Origin of the sequence: Cryobacterium sp. Y57, from assembly GCF_002929505.1 — a bacterium.
GTDB lineage: Bacteria > Actinomycetota > Actinomycetes > Actinomycetales > Microbacteriaceae > Cryobacterium.
Genome location: NZ_PJJL01000073.1, coordinates 20,655 through 38,902, shown reverse-complemented (window position 1 = coordinate 38,902; position 18,248 = coordinate 20,655). Strand labels below are relative to the sequence as shown.

15 protein-coding genes, 2 tRNA genes and 1 pseudogene are annotated in these 18,248 nt (G+C 62.5%); 9 read left to right on the top strand and 9 right to left on the bottom strand.

What is annotated here, in order from left to right:
* Window positions 1-4: 4 nt before the first annotated feature.
* The 7 genes and pseudogenes from valS to CXY72_RS17475 all read left to right on the top strand — a co-directional run bounded on the left by valS (window position 5) and on the right by CXY72_RS17475 (window position 7,838).
* A complete protein-coding gene (valS, locus tag CXY72_RS17505) occupies window positions 5-2,599 on the top strand; it encodes a valine--tRNA ligase (protein WP_104128953.1) in 2,595 nt (864 codons plus the stop codon).
* A gap of 8 nt (window positions 2,600-2,607) precedes the next feature.
* Window positions 2,608-3,054, top strand: coding sequence for a GNAT family N-acetyltransferase (locus CXY72_RS17500; RefSeq protein WP_104128952.1), 447 nt, complete (start codon window positions 2,608-2,610; stop codon window positions 3,052-3,054).
* Between the two features lie 3 nt (window positions 3,055-3,057).
* Window positions 3,058-3,327, top strand: coding sequence for a hypothetical protein (locus CXY72_RS17495; protein WP_104128951.1), 270 nt, complete (start codon window positions 3,058-3,060; stop codon window positions 3,325-3,327).
* Between the two features lie 79 nt (window positions 3,328-3,406).
* Window positions 3,407-4,357, top strand: coding sequence for a hypothetical protein (locus CXY72_RS17490; RefSeq protein ID WP_104128950.1), 951 nt, complete (start codon window positions 3,407-3,409; stop codon window positions 4,355-4,357).
* A 10-nt stretch (window positions 4,358-4,367) separates the two neighbouring features.
* Window positions 4,368-4,730: a GntR family transcriptional regulator gene (locus tag CXY72_RS17485; RefSeq protein ID WP_104128949.1), complete on the top strand. Its 363-nt coding sequence runs from the start codon at window positions 4,368-4,370 to the stop codon at window positions 4,728-4,730.
* 91 nt (window positions 4,731-4,821) lie between these two features.
* Window positions 4,822-6,886: pseudogene (locus CXY72_RS17480) on the top strand (M3 family metallopeptidase).
* A gap of 181 nt (window positions 6,887-7,067) precedes the next feature.
* On the top strand, window positions 7,068-7,838 hold the full coding sequence (locus CXY72_RS17475; RefSeq protein WP_104128948.1) for a hypothetical protein: 771 nt from the start codon (window positions 7,068-7,070) through the stop codon (window positions 7,836-7,838).
* A 28-nt stretch (window positions 7,839-7,866) separates the two neighbouring features.
* Here CXY72_RS17475 and clpX read toward each other — a convergent pair whose 3' ends face one another.
* From clpX to CXY72_RS17450, 5 genes are all read right to left on the bottom strand, one after another.
* Window positions 7,867-9,144, bottom strand: a complete 1,278-nt coding sequence (gene clpX / locus CXY72_RS17470; protein ID WP_104128947.1) for an ATP-dependent Clp protease ATP-binding subunit ClpX — start codon at window positions 9,142-9,144, stop codon at window positions 7,867-7,869.
* 133 nt (window positions 9,145-9,277) lie between these two features.
* Window positions 9,278-9,961: an ATP-dependent Clp protease proteolytic subunit gene (locus tag CXY72_RS17465; RefSeq protein ID WP_104128946.1), complete on the bottom strand. Its 684-nt coding sequence runs from the start codon at window positions 9,959-9,961 to the stop codon at window positions 9,278-9,280.
* A gap of 27 nt (window positions 9,962-9,988) precedes the next feature.
* Window positions 9,989-10,585 (bottom strand): ATP-dependent Clp protease proteolytic subunit, encoded by a 597-nt coding sequence (locus CXY72_RS17460; protein WP_104128945.1) that lies wholly within the window; start codon window positions 10,583-10,585, stop codon window positions 9,989-9,991.
* A gap of 180 nt (window positions 10,586-10,765) precedes the next feature.
* Window positions 10,766-12,190 (bottom strand): trigger factor, encoded by a 1,425-nt coding sequence (tig, locus tag CXY72_RS17455; RefSeq protein WP_158252626.1) that lies wholly within the window; start codon window positions 12,188-12,190, stop codon window positions 10,766-10,768.
* Window positions 12,191-12,233: 43 nt separating this feature from the next.
* Window positions 12,234-12,307 (bottom strand) — tRNA-Pro (locus CXY72_RS17450).
* A gap of 184 nt (window positions 12,308-12,491) precedes the next feature.
* On the opposite strand from CXY72_RS17450, the gene CXY72_RS17445 reads away from it, so the two are divergent.
* A tRNA-Gly gene (locus tag CXY72_RS17445) sits at window positions 12,492-12,565 on the top strand.
* Window positions 12,566-12,640: 75 nt separating this feature from the next.
* Here the strand turns inward: CXY72_RS17445 and CXY72_RS17440 are convergent.
* The 4 genes from CXY72_RS17440 to CXY72_RS17425 all read right to left on the bottom strand — a co-directional run bounded on the left by CXY72_RS17440 (window position 12,641) and on the right by CXY72_RS17425 (window position 16,437).
* Window positions 12,641-14,233 carry a multicopper oxidase family protein gene (locus CXY72_RS17440; protein WP_104128943.1) on the bottom strand — a complete coding sequence of 531 codons (1,593 nt, stop codon included), beginning with the start codon at window positions 14,231-14,233 and terminating at the stop codon, window positions 12,641-12,643.
* A gap of 74 nt (window positions 14,234-14,307) precedes the next feature.
* A complete protein-coding gene (locus CXY72_RS17435; protein WP_104128942.1) occupies window positions 14,308-15,309 on the bottom strand; it encodes an Fpg/Nei family DNA glycosylase in 1,002 nt (333 codons plus the stop codon).
* 6 nt (window positions 15,310-15,315) lie between these two features.
* The gene (locus CXY72_RS17430; protein WP_104128941.1) at window positions 15,316-15,807 is read right to left on the bottom strand and encodes a ribose-5-phosphate isomerase; all 492 of its coding nucleotides are present in this window, start codon (window positions 15,805-15,807) and stop codon (window positions 15,316-15,318) included.
* A 9-nt stretch (window positions 15,808-15,816) separates the two neighbouring features.
* Window positions 15,817-16,437: a DsbA family protein gene (locus CXY72_RS17425; RefSeq protein ID WP_104128940.1), complete on the bottom strand. Its 621-nt coding sequence runs from the start codon at window positions 16,435-16,437 to the stop codon at window positions 15,817-15,819.
* 160 nt (window positions 16,438-16,597) lie between these two features.
* Between CXY72_RS17425 and CXY72_RS17420 the strand changes: the two genes are divergently transcribed.
* Window positions 16,598-18,172: an MFS transporter gene (locus CXY72_RS17420; protein ID WP_104128939.1), complete on the top strand. Its 1,575-nt coding sequence runs from the start codon at window positions 16,598-16,600 to the stop codon at window positions 18,170-18,172.
* Window positions 18,173-18,248: the final 76 nt, after the last annotated feature.

The window sequence follows — 18,248 nt, the reverse complement described above, 5'->3', positions numbered from 1 at the left end:
AGTTATGACCCACGCCGACCGCGTCCCCGAAAAGCCTGCGCTCGAAGGGCTCGAAACCAAGTGGGAGTCTCGCTGGGAAACCGACGGCACTTACCGCTTTGCACGAGCGAACGCCACCCGCGAGACGATCTACTCGATCGACACTCCCCCGCCGACCGCATCTGGTTCACTGCACATCGGCCACGTTTTCTCGTATACCCACACCGATGTCGTTGCCCGTTTTCAGCGGATGCGCGGCAAGAACGTGTTCTACCCGATGGGCTGGGACGACAACGGTCTGCCCACCGAACGCCGGGTGCAGAACTTCTACGGTGTGCGCTGCGACCCCTCGCTCGGCTACACCGAGAACTTTGTTCCACCGTTCGAAGGTGGAGACGGCAAGAGCTCCAAGGCCGCCGACCAGCTGCCGATCAGCCGCCGCAACTTCATCGAACTGTGCGAAACCCTCACCAAAGAAGATGAGAAGCAGTTCGAAGCGCTCTGGCGTACTCTCGGTCTGAGTGTCGACTGGACCCAGACCTACCGCACAATCGGCCAGGAGGCGCTGTTCACTTCCCAGCTCGCTTTTCTTGGCAATGTCGAACGCGGCGAGGCGTACCAGGCGATGGCACCGACCCTCTGGGACGTCACTTTTCGCACCGCTGTAGCCCAGGCCGAACTCGAAGACAAAGATATGCCCGCCGCGTATCACCGGGTGTCGTTTCTCAAGCCCGACGGCAGCACGATCGAGATCGAGACCACCCGCCCCGAACTTCTCCCAGCGTGCGTCGCCCTCGTCGCGCATCCCGATGACGAACGCTACAAGCACCTGTTCGGCACTACCGTGACGACGCCGGTGTTCGGCGTCGAGGTTCCCGTTCTCGCGCACCACCTCGCCCAGAAGGACAAGGGTTCAGGAATCGCCATGATCTGCACCTTCGGAGATGTGACCGACGTGGTCTGGTGGCGCGAACTCGACCTGCCCAACCGCGCCATCATGGGTTTCGATGGTCGCATCATCGCAGAAGCCCCGGAGGCGATCACCTCCGTCGTCGGCCGCGACGCGTATGCGCAGCTTGCCGGCAAGACCGTGTTCGGCGCGAAGGCCGCCGTGGTTGAGCTTTTGACAGCCAGCCGCGACCTGATCGGCGAGCCGAAGCCGATCGTGCACGCGGTCAAGTTCTTCGAAAAGGGTGACAAGCCGCTGGAGATCGTTTCGACTCGCCAGTGGTACATCCGCAACGGTGCCCGTGACGAGAAGCTACGCGCGCGACTGCTCGAGCACGGTACCGAGCTGGCCTGGCACCCTGAATTCATGAAGGTGCGCTACGAGAATTGGGTGAATGGTCTCACCGGCGACTGGCTCATCTCCCGCCAGCGCTTCTTCGGCGTGCCGCTGCCGGTCTGGTACCCGCTCGACACCGACGCCAACCCGGTGTTCGACCAGCCGATCGTCGCCACGCGCGACCTGCTTCCGGTTGATCCCTCCTCGGATGCCGCGCCCGGCTACACCGAGAACCAGCGCGGCGAGGCCGGCGGTTTTGTGGGCGAAGTCGACGTCATGGATACCTGGGCCACGTCCTCGCTCACTCCGCAACTTGCCGGTGGGTGGGAGCGAGACCCGGAACTGTTCCAGCTGGTCTTCCCTTATTCGCTGCGCCCGCAGGGCCAGGACATCATTCGCACCTGGTTGTTCTCCACGGTGCTGCGCGCCGAGCAGCAACACGGGGTGTCGCCGTGGCAGCATGCCGCGCTCAGCGGCTTCATCGTCGACCCTGACCGCAAGAAAATGTCGAAGTCCAAGGGCAACGTTGTCACCCCGGCCGACATGCTCGAAAAGCATGGATCCGACGCGGTGCGCTACTGGGCGGCATCGTCTCGCCTCGGTACCGACGCGGCCTTCGACCCACAGAACCCGACGCAGATCAAGATCGGCCGTCGCCTCGCCATCAAGATTCTGAACGCGAGCAAGTTCGTCTCCATGTCGCAGGGCAGCAGTACGGCCCCGATCACCGAACCAGTCGACCAGAGCATGCTCGCCGGCCTTACAGCCGTCGTCGCCCAAACCACGACCGCATTTGAGAACTACGATCACGCGCGCGCGTTGGAGACCACGGAAAGCTTCTTCTGGACTTTCTGCGACGACTATCTCGAACTGGTGAAGGAACGTGCCTACGGTGAGCCCGGCCCCGGCCAGGCTTCCGCCGTTGCCGCGCTGCGCACTGCACTGGCTACACTGCTGCGCTTGTTCGCGCCGTTCGTTCCGTTCGCGACCGAAGAAGCCTGGTCCTGGTCGAACGACGGCTCGGTGCACACCGCGCCGTGGCCGGTCGCGGCCGATCTGCTCGGCAGTGACGAGGTTGCCACCGGCAATATCGCTCTGCTCGATCTGGCCAGCCGAGCTTTGACGGGAATCCGTCGTGCCAAAACGGATGCGAAAGCGTCGCAAAAGTCCGAGGTGGATTCCGCGATAATATGCGGTGCTCCCGCCGAAATCGCCCTACTCACCCTGGCCGCCGCTGATCTCAAAGCTGTCGGTCGCATTCACAATCTGACCTTTGTCGACGGCAGCGAACTCGCTGTGACCGACATCGTGTTCGCCACCGTGTTGGAAAGTTAGGAGACCAGATGTCAGTGACCGTCCGCCCACTGGGCGACAAGGACTTTTTTGCCTGGCTGGGCCTGTTCGAAGGCTACAGCGCGTTCTACGAAAGCGAACTGACCGATCAGAAAGCCCTGCAGGTGTGGAGCTGGATTATCGACACGAACAACGCCCTTGTTGGTGCCGTGGCAGTCAACGACGATGGTGATTTTGTCGGCTTTGCCCACTATCGCAGCGTTCCGCGTACCCTCAGCGGCGACGTGGCGCTGTTCCTGGACGATCTCTATGTGGCCGAAGACGCGCGCAAGAACGGCGTCGGTTCCCTTTTGATGGAATTCACCAAGACCTATGCCCGTGCGCACAAGCTGGCCCAGATTCAGCTCGTGACCGCCGCCGACAACGCAACCGCGCAGGTACTCTATGAGCAGCTCGGAACGCGTACCGACTGGGTCACCTACGAGATCGACGTCTAGATCATGCAGTTAGGCACTCGATGGACGCTCGGCGGCACCCTGCCGGCCGGGCTGCCGCACGTTGCTGAAATCGCCGTGCGATCGGTCGAAGAAGACGTCACGGCGCTGGCCGTCGACAGCAGCACCTGGCGCTGGACTCTGACCTGGCTGGAGTCCAAACCGGTGATCGAGCTCGACGATGGCACCATCATTCGGTTCAACCCGGTCGACGACAGCGCAACCATCACGCAGCCGTCCACCAACGTCGATGACGATGACGAGGAATGGATTTAGGGTTTCACGTGTAGCTGTGCGATGAGACGCCTGCTAGCCTTGTGTGTATCACCTGACTGATACACACAAGGCGGCGTGCATGTTGTTTCTCATTTACTTCCTACTCCTTTTCCTGGTGGTCGGGATTGTTCGGGTGAGCAGCCGAAAACGCTTGGCCGACCTGGTCGTGACGGTTCCCGAGATTAACGCGGTGACCGCGCGCAGGTTCGCCCGCTCGATCATGCTGCGCAACATCGGCGGCCTCGCGGCCGGCGGAGTCGTGCTCTGGGCGCTCGATCGGATCAACCAGGCGCAACCGAGCTGGTACGGTTTGCCGCTGATGCTGGCTCCTGGCGTCGCTGCGGTGATCGGCCTGCTGGTCTTCGCCCTCAGCCCGACGCGCATCGTGACCGACCGATCCAGGCGCCGCTCGGCCGACCTGGTGCCGCGCCGAGTGTGGACGTACGGACCGGCCTGGGGATTTCTGCTGCCGCTTTGTGCTGCAGTCGCCGTGGTCGTCTTCGCGGTCATCGCCGGCTTGGCCGCTAGTACGCCGCCTGACGGCGCTTTCCGTTCGATCACCATCGGCTCACGCACAGCGGGACCCTACCCGGGCTGGTATTACGGTGTGCCGCTGATCGGCTTGACCGTGCTGCTCGCCGCGGCGACACTGTTCGCACTCGGTCGAATCGCCTCGGCAGCGCGCCCCGAACACTTCGACGAGCTCGATCGGGCTGTGCGAGTTCTGGCCACGCGCGTCGTCATGCAGCTCAGTTCTGGTGCACTGTTTCTCTACTCCGGCGGCGTGTTGCTCGTCGCCGGCTGGGCCACGAGAAACGCTGCAATCACGTTCCTGCCCGGCGGGACCACCTCCGCCGTGCAGCCAGCCGCTGCCTTCGGTCTCATCGAGCTGGGTACCGGGCTGATCGTCGCTCTACTTGGAGGGGTTCTGGTCATCCTCTCGATCCTGGATGCCACGAGGCAGCCACTCGGCCGCGTTTATCCGGCACGCGCCTCGACAACGAGTGCGGCATCCACTCAGCAGTCCTGAGCCTCGGCACATGATCGCCATCGACGAAGACCAGGCCACGCCGCCGTTCGAGCAGATTCGGGCCCAGGTGGCGGATCAGATCCGCGCTGGATCGCTCAGAGCGGACCAGCGCCTGCCCTCGATGCGCCAGCTCGCGACCGATCTTCAGATAGCGACGGGCACCGTTGCGCGTGCTTATGCCGCGTTGGAGGCGGCGGGGCTCATTTCGACCAGTCGGGGCAGCGGCACCAGGGTACGCGCCGGTCAGTGCATCGACGACGAGTCTCGCGCGAGTGCGCGACTCTTCACACAGGCCCTACATCGACGGGGAGTCAGTCTCGACGATGCGCTCAGCGCCGTGCGTGCCGAGTGGTCGCGCGGCAATAACTCGTAACTCGGGCGGGTGGGCTGCTCGATATCCGGCATCAACGTCACTACTTCTTCGCACCGTCGGACCTAAGGACCGTGTTGGTTAGTGTGGACGCATGGCTTTCACCGCGAACAACCCTTTTTTCACGCGCAGCACGCTGCCGCACCAGCTGCCGCCCTTCTCGTCCATTTCCGATTACCACTATCGGCCGGCCTTTCTGCAGGGCATGGTCGAGCAGCTCGCCGAAGTCAGCGCTATCACCGGCGCAGCGGATGCCCCCAGTTTCGACAACACGCTCGTCGCCCTCGAGCGCAGCGGACAAATGCTCGCCCGGGTCTCCGAGGTCTTCTTCAACAAAAGCTCGTCCGACTCCACTGACTTCACGAACGACCTCGAAGAAGAACTCGCGCCGTTGCTGGCCGCCCACGCCGACGCGATCCGGCTCGATCCCGCCCTCTACGCGCGCGTCGAAGCCGTGCACGAGCAGCGCGCCGGCCTCACACTCGACGCCGAGTCTCTGTACCTCATCGACCGCTATTTCACCGAGTTCACGCTGGCCGGGGCCGGCCTGAGCGATGACGACAAGCAGACATTGCGTGACGTCAACTCGCGCCTGTCGACCCTCACCACCCGCTTCGAAGAGAACCTGCTGGCCGATACCAACGAGCTCGCCCTCGTCCTTGACGACGTGGCCGAGCTCGACGGACTCACGGACGGCGAGATCTCGGCGGCGGCCGAGGCCGCTCGGGAACGCCAGCTCGACGGCAAATACCTGATCAACCTCGTACTCCCCACCTCGCACCCCTACCTTGCGAGCCTCACCGACCGGGGGGTGCGCGAACGGTTGCTCGCAGCGAGCCGAGCCCGCGGCATCCGCTCGGATACGACGGGAGCGGCCAATGACAACCGGCCTCTCGTGATCGAGATTACTCATCTCCGCGCCCAGCGTGCCCGCCTGCTCGGGTTTGACAGTCACGCCGCCTGTCGTGACCGCCGATCAAACGGCCACGTCACCCGAAGCCGTCTGGGACCTGCTCGGGCGCCTCGCACCGGCTGCTGCCCCCAATGCCCGCGTGGAACAAGCCGATCTGCAGGCCGTGGTCGATGCCGAGGGCGGCGGTTTCGAGCTGGCGGCCTGGGACTGGGCGTTCTACACCGAAAAGGTACGGCGGGAGAAGTACGACGTGGACACCGCGGCCATGCGCCCCTACTTCGAGCTTGAAAGCGTACTGACCAATGGGGTCTTCTACGCGGCTAACCAGCTCTACGGGCTGACCTTCACGGCGAGGCCCGAACTGGTCGGCTGGCACCCTGAATCGCGCGTCTTCGAGGTCACCACCGAAGAAGGCTTAGCGCTCGGTCTGTACATCGGCGACTTCTACACCCGCGATTCCAAGCGCGGCGGGGCCTGGATGAACGCCCTGGTCTCGCAGTCTGCCCTGCTCGGAACCGATACGAGCGTGGTCTGTAATAACCTCAACGTGTCGAAACCTGCTGCCGGGGAGCCGACTCTGCTCACCTACGACCAGGTCACCACCCTGTTCCACGAATTCGGTCATGCCCTGCACGGGCTCCTGGCCCGTGCGACCTATCCCAAGTTCTCCGGCACCAACGTGTATCGGGACTTCGTGGAATTCCCCAGTCAGGTCAATGAGATGTGGATGCTCTGGCCCGAAATACTCTCCAACTACGCCCGTCACTACCAGACCGGTGAGGCGATGCCGCAGCACCTGGTGGACCGCATCCAGGCATCGTCGGCTTTCAACGAGGGCTTCCTGACCAGCGAGTATCTCGCCGCAGCACTCCTCGACCAGGCCTGGCATCGCATTGACGCCGACACGACCGTCGCCGACGTCGCCCGGTTCGAAGCGGATGCCCTCACTTCTGTTGGACTGGATAATCCGGCTGTTCCCACCCGTTACGCGAGCACCTACTTCGCGCACACATTCTCGGGAGGATACGACGCCGGGTACTACTCCTACATTTGGAGCGAGGTACTCGACGCCGACACCGTGGAATGGTTCAGGGACAACGGCGGCCTGACTCGCGCCAACGGCGATCGTTTTCGTGATCGCCTGCTCGGAGTCGGCGGCACTCAGGATCCGCTCGAGGCTTACCGGGATTGGCGCGGCCACGACGCCGATCTGCAGCCGTTGCTCGACCGACGCGGCCTGAACTAGGGCGCAGGGGGCTCGTAAACAGTAAGCTGATGCACTTTCCGCGCGACGCGGCCACCTCTGCGCGACTCGTCCCCCCGGCCCCCAAAACGTCGCGATTGCTGACGGTGGGTCGCAACGGTCGGTACCCCCCCCTAACATTGGGGGGTGCGCAGCGCGTTGGCTTGTCGTACGGTCCTTGCCCATGGACATTACGACAGATAGGATTCCGGGCGCGACTCGACGGCGGCTTCTCTGGACCGCCGCCATCGGTTTCACACTCATGCTTGTGGTCGGATCCGTCGCGCACTACCTGCGCGCCAACCTCGACACCACGACCCCGGGGTGGGCCGCGCTCAGCGCCCTAGCGAGCCTGATCTATGCTGACGGTGAAGCGAACCTGTGGGCCTGGGCGTCAGGGCTGCTCTTAGCCACCATTGGGCTCTCCCTCGCCGCTATCGGGTTCGCTGTTCGAAATGAGAGAGCAAGTAGCGTTCCCTATTTTTTACTCGCTGCCGTGGCCGTCGTGCTGTCGGCCGACGAAATCGCCCAGCTTCATGAAAAGCTCGCGCGCTTCGATCTCGGCAGCCGATTTACGTACGCTTGGCTAACGGTCGGTGTGCCGTTGGCCGTTATTGCCGGCCTGATCGTTCTCTGGATCGCCAAGAGAATCAATCGACATCTCCGTCGCCGTCTCGTCGTCGCGGGCATCATATTCTTGCTCGGCGCTGTCGGTTTCGAGGCCATCGGCGGCATCGTGGTCGGCGGACAAGCCAACGATCTCGCGCGCGCCAGCGTGCCGCACCACATGATGGTCGCTCTCGAAGAGGGCATCGAAGTGACGGGCGCTTTCCTCGCGCTGGCCGCAGCGTTGTCCGCGTTGACCATTAAACGCACGACGGCCGGAGTCTTGATTCGCACTTCATTTGCCCAAACCGACGACACGGCCACTAAGCGTACGCTCGCATCCCCGTGAGCGCAGGAGCTCCACGGTCCACATCCATCTACGCGGATTTTACGTCGCGGGACTTGTGCAGCACCATCTCAGCGGGAGCGTTGTTCAACACCGTGTCGCGCGTGATGATGACGCGGTCCACGTCAGTGCTCGACGGAACCTCGAACATGACCGGGCCAAGTACCTCTTCGAGAATGGCTCGCAGGCCTCGGGCCCCGGTCTTTCGGAGCACAGCGAGGTCGGCGATGGCTTCGAGTGCCGGTTGCTCGAACTCGAGCTCGACCCCGTCGAGCTCGAACATGCGCTGGTATTGACGCACAAGCGCATTCTTGGGCACGGTCAGAATTTGCATGAGCGCCACTTGATCGAGCTGTGTGACCGTCGTGACGACGGGCAGACGCCCGATGAATTCAGGAATCAGCCCGAATTTGTGCAGGTCTTCGGGCAAAACCTCACTGAATAGGTTGATGTCGTCGCCCTTGACGTGCAGGGGAGCTCCGAATCCGATGCCCTTCTTGCCGGCGCGGGACGAAATGATGTCTTCGAGCCCGGCGAAAGCGCCCGCCACGATAAACAGCACGTTCGTGGTGTCGATCTGAATGAATTCCTGATGAGGATGCTTGCGCCCACCCTGCGGGGGGACCGAGGCAATCGTGCCCTCAAGAATTTTCAGGAGCGCCTGCTGCACGCCCTCGCCCGAAACATCGCGGGTGATCGACGGGTTTTCAGCCTTGCGGGCGATCTTGTCGATCTCATCGATGTAGATGATGCCCGTCTCGGCCCGTTTGACGTCGTAGTCTGCGGCCTGGATGAGCTTGAGCAAAATGTTCTCGACGTCTTCGCCGACGTATCCAGCTTCGGTGAGCGCCGTCGCATCCGCTACGGCGAAGGGAACGTTGAGCCGCTTGGCGAGGGTTTGGGCGAGATAGGTCTTGCCGCAGCCGGTCGGGCCGATGAGCAGAATGTTGGACTTGGCGATCTCGACGTCGTCGTGGATAGCTTCGGCGGCCGTGAGCGTAGCCCGGGACCGGACACGCTTGTAATGGTTGTAGACGGCAACGGCGAGGGCACGCTTGGCAGGTTCCTGGCCAATGACGTATTCCTCGAGGAAGCCGAAGATTTCTTTGGGCTTGGGGAGGTCGAACTCACCGGTCGTGTCTTCCGAGCCGGCTTCAGCCAGGCGCTCTTCGATAATCTCGTTGCACAACTCGACGCATTCATCGCAGATATACACGCCGGGGCCGGCGATGAGCTGTTGCACCTGCTTCTGGCTCTTTCCGCAGAAGGAACACTTGAGCAGGTCGGCACTTTCACCGATTCGGGCCATGTCAGCCTCCTCCATTGGTCTCGCTGCAATCGAGCCTAGTCTGTGCATCCGACAGTTAGGTGCAGCACGCAATAAACCGAAACGGCGCGCCGCCCGAAGGCGACGCGCCGGTCAGGCCGGTTCAGACCACAGGCTACTTGACGAGCATGGGAAGGTTCTTCCGGCTGGTCAGAACCTGGTCGATGAGTCCGTATTCGAGGGCCTCTGCTGCGCTCATGATCTTATCGCGATCGATGTCCTTGTTGACCTGAGTCACGCTCCGATTGGAGTGGTGAGCGAGGGTCTCTTCGAGCCAGACGCGCATGCGCAGAATCTCCGCCGCCTGAATTTCGATATCCGAAGCCTGGCCACCACCCTGGCCGCCAACCGAGGGCTGGTGAATGAGGATGCGCGCGTTCGGCAGGGCGAGACGTTTGCCCGCGGTACCGCCGGCCAAAAGCACGGCCGCAGCGGATGCCGCCTGTCCGAGGCAGACCGTCATCACGTGCGGGCGAATGTACTGCATGGTGTCGTAAATCGCCGTCATGGCGGTGAACGATCCACCGGGCGAGTTGATGTACATGATGATGTCGCGGTCCGGGTCCTGGCTCTCCAGCACGAGGAGCTGGGCCATCACGTCATCGGCCGAAGCGTCGTCAACCTGCACACCGAGAAAGATGATGCGGTCTTCGAACAGCTTCGCGTAGGGGTCCTGGCGCTTATACCCGTAGGCGGTGCGCTCTTCGAAGGTGGGAAGGATATAGCGGGATTCGGGCAAGTTCTTGGTCGAGCCGCCCATCGAGCTGTAGGCCGTTCCACCGAATGTGGGGATAGTCATGATTTCTTCCTGTTCAGTTTCGGCGGACTACTTGGTGGCGTCGGGATCGGTGCCGCCGCCACCGATGACATCCGAAGCGGATGCGCGGAGGTGGTCGACGAAACCGTACTCGAGGGCTTCCTGAGCGCTGAACCAGTTGTCGCGGTCACCGTCAGCGTTGATCTGCTCGGGGGTCTTGCCGGTCTGCACGGCTGTGATCTCCGACAGTCGCTGCTTCATATCAAGGATGAGGCGTGCCTGAGTCTGGATATCGGCCGCGGTGCCACCGAATCCGCCGGACGGCTGGTGCAACAGCACCCGGGCGTTCGGGGTGATGTACCGCTTACCCTTAGTGCCCGAGGTGAGCAGGAACTGGCCCATCGAGGCCGCCATTCCGATGCCGACCGTGACGATGTCATTGGGTACGAACTGCATCGTGTCGTAGATCGCCATTCCGGCGGTGATCGAACCGCCGGGAGAGTTGATGTAGAGATAGATGTCGCGCTTCGAGTCCTCGGCTGCCAGAAGCAGGATCTTGGCGCAGATCTCGTTGGCGTTTTCATCACGGACCTCTGAGCCGAGCCAGATGATGCGGTCCTTCAGCAGTCGGTCAAATACAACGTTAGTGGGTGTCGGGTCGGCCATGTCGTGCTCCGTTTCAGTTGTCGCTTCTCAATGAATCTATCGGAGCGCGCGGCGGAAAACGGCTGTGTTCGCCCTCGGCAGATTACCGGGCGCACGCCCAGGCTCCCACAGCATGCAAAAGGCCGACTGGAGTGAATCCGGCCGGCCCATGCACGCACTTAGGAAGTAGTGCTACACACGCTACTTCTTAGCAGCGGCTTTCTTCTTCTTCGGCTTCTCGTCGACCTCAGCGTCAGCCTCGGCAACGGGTGCAGCGTCAACAGGTGCAGCGTCAACAGGTGCGTCAGCAGCCGCGTCAGCAGCATCCTCTTCGCCAGCACCCTCATCGTCGACCGGGCCCGTGAACTCGCTCAGGTCGACCGGCTTGCCGTTGGAGTCAACGACCTCCGCCTTGCCCAGGGCAATGGCGAGGGCCTTGTTACGGGCAACTTCGGCAACCATCGACGGAATCTGGCCGTTGGTGTTGAGCGTCTGCACAAACTCGCTCGGGTCCATGCCGTACTGGCTTGCACCCTGGATGAGGTACTGGGTAAGCTCGTCCTGGCTGACCTTGACCTGCTCAGCTTCGGCGATCGTGTCGAGCAGGATCTGCTGACGGAACGTCTTCTCGCTGGCTTCGGTCACCTCGGCGCGGTGAGTGTCGTCTTCCAGGCGGCTTTCGCCCTCGAGGTGACGATTCACCTCGTCGAGGATGATCGCGGCGGGGATCGGAACCTCGACCGAACCGAGGAGCGTCTCGATGAGACGCTCTCGGGCCTGGCTACCCTGGCTGAAGGCCTTGGACTTCTCGACCTGCACCTTGAGGCTCTCGGTGAGCTCAGCGATCGTGTCGAACTCGCTCGAGATCTGAGCGAAGTCGTCATCGGCGGCGGGAAGCTCGCGCTCCTTGACGGCGATCACGGTGATGGTGATCTCAGCCGTCTCACCCTCGTGGTCCCCACCCATGAGGTCGGAGTTGAAAGTCGTGGTCTCGCCGGCGCTGAGCGAGTCAAGCGCTTCGTCGATGCCGTCTATAAGGTCGCCGGAGCCGACCTCGTAAGAGATGCCGCTGGCGGTGTCGACCTCTTCGCCGTCGATTGCGGCGTTCAGGTCGATCTGAGCGAAGTCACCGGTCTTGGCGGGACGATCGACGGTGATGAGCGTACCGAACCGGCTGCGCAGCTTGTCGAGTTCTTCGGCGACTTCTTCATCGGATACCGCGACGGCATCCACGGTGAGCTTGAGGCCGGCATAGCTGGGCAGGTCGATCTCGGGGCGCACGTCAACCTCGATAGCAAGGAGCAGGTCACCGGAGAAGTCGGTGTTGCTCGGCCATTCGACGATATCGGCCTCGGGACGACCCAAGGGGCGCAGCTTGTTCTCTTCGACGGCCGCACGGTAGAAACCGTCGAGACCCTCGTTGACAGCGTGTTCCAGAACAGCGGCCTTGCCGACGCGCTGGTCGATGATGGCCGGCGGGATCTTTCCCTTACGAAAACCGGGGATGTTGATGTCCTCGGCGATGTGGCCGTAGGCGTGGGTGATGGCTGGCTTCAGCTCGTCGGGGCTCACTGTGATGGTGAGCTTGGCGCGCGTGGGGCTCAGTTTTTCGACCGTGGACTTCACTCGAGACTCTCCTGTGTATTGAAACGGTGTGCTGCGGATAATGTCGGGGCGACAGGAATTGAACCTGCGACTTCTCGCCCCCAAAACGAGCGCTCTACCAAGCTGAGCTACGCCCCGGATCTACTTCGACCCATCGATACTGCTTTGTTGGGGAACCAATCTGTTGGCGCAGGCGAAAGCTCACGACAGGCGGATTGACCTCGACCAGTCTAATGCACGCCGTTCGAGCGGATGCGCCCGCACTGGCAAACGTCCCCCGGTTTCCTGTACTAGGATCGTCGAGTGCTCAAATATTGGGCCTGGGGACGTAGCTCAATGGTAGAGCCTGAGTTTTCCAAACTTATGACGCGGGTTCGATTCCCGTCGTCCCCTCCACAGCGTGAATATGCACACAGCGAAAGCCGCCAGCCCCAAGCTGGCGGCTTTCGCTGGTGAGACGGATGTCCGCCTCTAGTGACCGTGGGCCTTCGAGATCACGCGCGGCCCGCTGCCAACGGCCCGGTTTACTTTCGGCAGGCTCGCGGCGTGAGCCGTCGGCGGCGTACCGGCCCGCTCACCGGGTTCCACTACGACGAACTGGCCCATCATTCCGGCATCTTCGTGGGCAAGCATGTGGCAGTGGAACATGTAAGGAAAGTTTGGATCGGTATATTCCGCGAACTGCATGATGAGTTCGTAGCGCACACCCGGCTCGAGGTAGATCGTGTCCTTCCAGCCGGAAAGTTCGGGTGGCGGCGATTTCGTCCCCACCCGCAGTACCTGAAACTGCACGGCGTGCACGTGAAAGTTGTGCGGTAACGGCATGGTATTATCGACGGTCCACACCTCGATGGCACCGGCCTCGACGGTCTCGTCGATGCGTGTCATGTCCATCAGCCGGTTGTTGATCGTGTAGCCGTTGAGGGTGAACGAGCGGTCGACGGAGGCATCCGCTTTCTGCAGTGGCTCGATGTTGGCCAAAGTCGTCGATACTGCGCCGATGCTGCCGAGCGTGGCGGCCGCGCGCAACTCCATCACGTCGAGCGTGTCATCACCCGCGTTGCGGGTCGAAGCTCGGGCCGAGGTGCCGAGGTTGGGCGGGGTGGACTGCAGTTTCACAGTCTCACCCGGGATCACTGTGACGAGGATCTCGGCGCGCTCCCCCGGCGACAAGCGGATGCCGTCCATCGGTGCCGCTTCAGTGAGCAGCCCCCCGTCGGTTCCGATCAGGTCGAAGGACCGGCCGTCGCTGAAGCCGAAGTCGTACACGCGCGCCGACGATCCGTTGACCAGGCGCAAGCGCACCACCTCGGTTGTCACGTCGAAGTACGGCGCGAGAGTGCCGTTGACCAACAACTCATCGCCGATGGGACCGATGTAACCGCGCACGTCGCTGATGAATTGGCCCGTCGCGTCGAAGCGGCGATCCTGCACCACAACGGGTATGTCATCGACCCCGTAGCTGCGGGGCAGATTGAGTGCGGCCTCCTCGTCGTCCTGGATCAGGAACAGGCCGGCTAGGCCCATTTCCACCTGGTGCTCGGTTGTGCCGTCGGGATGCGGGTGGTACCAGAGGGTCGCGGCGGGCTGGTCGATCGTGAAGTTCGGGCTCCACTTAGCGCCCGGGTCGACCATCTGGTGCGGGCCGCCGTCCATTTTTGCGGGCAGGCTCATGCCGTGCCAGTGCACGCTCGTAGCTTCCTGAAGGTTATTGGAGACATTGACGCGCACGTTTTCGCCGCGCTCGGCGACGAGGGTGGGGCCGAGGTAGCTGCCGTTGTAGCCCCAGGTTTCGGTGCTGACGCCCGGCCTGAACTCGCTCGTTCCCTCTTGGGCGGCGAGGTCGAACACTCGCTCACCTGCGGCGTTCACGGTCGATTCGGCCAGCGGCGGGATCGCAAGCGCAGTGACGAAGTCGACGCTGCCGACGGTGTCGATGACGCCGGCGCCGTTGTCACTGGAGCAGGCGGTCAGTGCGACGGTGAGTACGACCGCTCCGACGATGACACCGCTGACGATGGTTGCAACACGCCGGCGCGGCCGGGCAAATCGACGATGGATCATGACTTTATTTTCGCAGCATGCCCCACACCCGAGTACCACGCGTGGTGTCCTCCCTCACGCTGCGGCAGGAGCGGTTACGCCTGACAGCGCGGGCACCAGTACAGCTTGCGGGCCGCCATTTCTTCGAGCACGATGTGCGTACCGCAGACTCGGCAGGGCAGGCCTTCGCGTTTGTAGACCCAGTGTCGATGGGCCCGACTCCTCATGGCGCGCCGGTACCCCGCACCCTCGAGCTTGTCCATGGTCATCATCTGGCCAGTGGCAACACCTATATGCAAGAGGTGTGCCCAGTCCTGCCACAGCGCGCGCACGGTTTTGTCGCTGAGTGACCTGGCGGGAGTGTGCGGGTTGAGACCGGCACGAAAGAGTATTTCGGCACGATAGACGTTGCCGATTCCACTGACCACGCTCTGGTCCATCAGCAGCCGGCCGATCGGCGTGGGTTTTTTTCGCACGACAGAGACAAAGCGTTCCTCGGCTGCGGGGGTGTTATCCAGTTCCGGATCGGGTCCGAGCCTGGCGATCACAGCGTCGACCTGAGCCGGGTCGAGCACCTCACACGCCGTCGGTCCACGCAGGTCTGCACACACCGTGTCGGTGAGCAGCCGCACCCGCACCTGGCCGACCGGTTCAGGGGGAAAGGAATCGACGAGGTCGATCTCCTTTTCCTGCTCGGCCATGCGCACCCGCGTGCGCCGCGGCGCCCCGATACTGAAGATCGAATTTTCACCGTCGGCGTCCAGGGTCGCGGTCTCGGCCCCCGCCGCGACCGTGGTGCCGCGCTGATTGGTCTGGCCCATCCGGCCATTGGCCGACGCCATCGTGGCATCCATGAGAACCTCGCCGCTGAAATCCCAGGCGCCGTACAATCCCAGGTGGATGCGCAGCCACAATCCGTGATCAAACTCCAAAAACATCTGCTTGCCCACGGCGCGAGCATCTACCACCGAATGTCCGCTGAGCTGGGTGACGCCAGTCGCGAACCGGCCCTGCGGCGAGCTGACCGTCACGCGGTGGCCGATGAAATTGCGCTGAAACTGGCGGGTGATGCGATGAACGGAGTGACCCTCTGGCACCTCAGTTCACCTGCCGTCGACGTTTTTCCCGGCGATGGTTCCGGTTCGCTCATACTCACCGAGCTGACGGATACGCCGCGTGTGCCGTTCCTCGTCACTGAACGGCTCGGCAACAAAAGCATCGATAAAGCTCGTGGCCGCAGCGATGGTGTGCTCTCTGGCCCCGATGGAAATGACGTTGGCGTCGTTGTGCTCACGTGCGAGCCGGGCCGTGCTGAGATTCCAGACGAGGGCTGCTCGGGCTCCGGGTACCTTGTTGGCGGCGATCTGCTCGCCATTGCCCGAACCGCCGAATACGACGCCGAGCGCTTCGATGCCAGACTCGCGGTCGTCGACGGTTGCCTGCGCGGCGTTGATGCAGAACGCCGGGTAGTCGTCGAAGGCGTCATAGATCTGGGGGCCGTGGTCGATGACCTCGTGACCGGCTGCACTCAGGTGCGTGATCAGGTGGTGACTGAGGTCGAGACCGGCATGGTCCGTGGCGATGTGGATGCGCATGTGATCAGTCTATTTAGTGCTGGCCACTGGGGTGAAAATTGGTTCGCGGGTGCGGCTGCGCTTGAGCTCGAAGAACCCGTCGTAACTTGCAAGCGCCACGACGCCGTCCCACAGGGCCAGTGCGGCATCCCCCATGGGTGCCGGTGAGATGACTGGGCCGAAGAACGCCACACCGTTGACCGCAATCACCGGGGTTCCGACGTCCTGGCCGACCCGATTGATGCCGTCGAAGTGGCTCGCGCGCATTTGGGGGTCATACTCATCACTGTCGGCGAAGGCTGCGAAACTGGCGGGTAGGCCCACCTCGGCGAGCGCTGCGGGAATGACCTCGTCGGGATTGTTGCTACCGCCCGGGTGAATCTGGGTGCCGAGCGCGTCGTACAGCGCCTTGACCGCCGGCTGCCCGTGCAGTTCGGCAGCGGCAGCCACGAGTCGGGTGTACTTGAGCGCCCGCGGAAAGAACGCCGCGTATTCCGCGCTCACATCCTGGTCTTCGTTGAGTACGGCGAGGCTCATCACGTGCCAGGTCACGTCGAGATTGCGCAGGCGCGCAACCTCGTCCACCCAGCGCGAAGTCATCCAGGCCCAGGGGCAGGAGGGGTCAAACCAGAAATCTACGGAATCAGTCATATCTCCAGCCTAGGCAGAACTCTCTGGGTCCTCCCCGAAACCGGGACTTGCTATTTAGACAATGCCCCCCTTCGGGGGTATTCTGATTCAACTAAAAAAAATCTGCACCACGCAGCACAGCCTCGACTTCGCAGCACAAAATCTCCACGGGAGAAATTTCATGCCCACTGACCGAAGTACATCCAGCCCGCATTTCGACGCCACGAACGCCTCGGCCGGGAGGAGAAAGCCCGCTAAAATCTTGCGCCGCCGACGGATCGCGGTGTCCGACGTGAATGTCGTCGACAAACCCATTATGAAGCGTGCCCTCGGTGGCACCATCGTGGGAAACACCATGGAGTGGTACGACGTCGGTATCTTCGGTTACCTCATCACCACGATGGGTCCGGTCTTTCTGCCGGAGGCGGACGCATCCGTTCAAACCCTGTTTTTGCTCGGAACCTTCGCCGCTACCTTTTTCGCCCGCCCGCTCGGCGGCGTGTTCTTCGGTTGGCTGGGTGACCGCATCGGCCGGCAGAAGGTGCTCGCCACCACGCTGATGTTGATGGCCGCCTCGACGTTTGCCGTCGGTATCCTTCCCGGTTACGCGCAGGTCGGCGTCTGGGCTGCGGTTCTGCTGGTATTCGTCAAGCTCGTACAGGGGTTCTCCACCGGTGGCGAGTACGCGGGGGCGACAACGTTCGTCAGTGAGCACGCGCCCGACACCCAGCGCGGTTACTTCGCGAGTTTTCTCGATATGGGCAGCTACCTTGGTTTCGCCGTCGGTGCCTCGCTCGTCTCGGTACTTCAGCTCACGCTCGGGCAGTCGGTCATGGAGGAGTGGGGCTGGCGGGTTCCGTTTCTCGTCGCCGGGCCGCTCGGCCTGGTCGCAATCTACTTCCGATTGAAGATCGACGAGTCGCCCGCCTTCCAGGCCACTCTCGACGCCCAAGAGGAAGCGCAGAAGAATCCCATCGGCGCCACGGCGGATACCCCGAAGGGTCCGATCGCCATTTTCAAGGCATATTGGCGCAATATCATCATCGCGATGATCCTCGTCGCCGCCGCGAACACGGTCGGCTACGCGCTCACCTCGTATATGCCCACCTACCTCACCGAGAACAAGGGCTACGACGAATTGCACGGCACAGCGCTGACGATTCCTATTCTCGTGGTCATGGCCCTGTGTATCCCGCTGGCCGGCCGCCTGTCCGACCGCATCGGGCGCCGACCGGTGCTGTGGATCGGAGCGATCAGCACGGTCGTACTGGCCTACCCGGCATTTTTGCTGATCGGTATCGGCGACGTCTGGTCGACCTTGCTCGGCCTGGCGTTTATCGCGTTTCCGGTTACGTTCTACGTCTCCAACCTCGCCTCCGCCTTGCCCGCACTGTTTCCCACGGCGAGCAGGTACGGTGCCATGGGCATCTCGTACAACTTCGCCGTGGCCATATTCGGCGGGACCACGCCATTCATCATCGCGGCGCTCATTGTGGGCACTGGCAATGACCTGATGCCGGCGTTCTACTTGATGGGCACGTCGTTCATCGGCGCGATCGCCATCTTCTTTCTGCGGGAATCGGCCAACCGCCATCTTCCTGGCTCCATGCCGAGCGTGAACAGCGAGGAGGAAGCGCATGAACTCGTCAAAACGCAAGACGGCAATCCCCTGCTCGATACCGACCAGATGCCGTTTGACCATACCTTCGAGCCCCCGACCAGCGCCATTCCGACTCAGGAATCGACCAAGGTGTAGTGCTTCCCGGTATCTGTTCGTCGGGGCCAGTCGATGATCGGGTGGAGGCGGAATGGGCCTTCCGTATGGGCGCCAT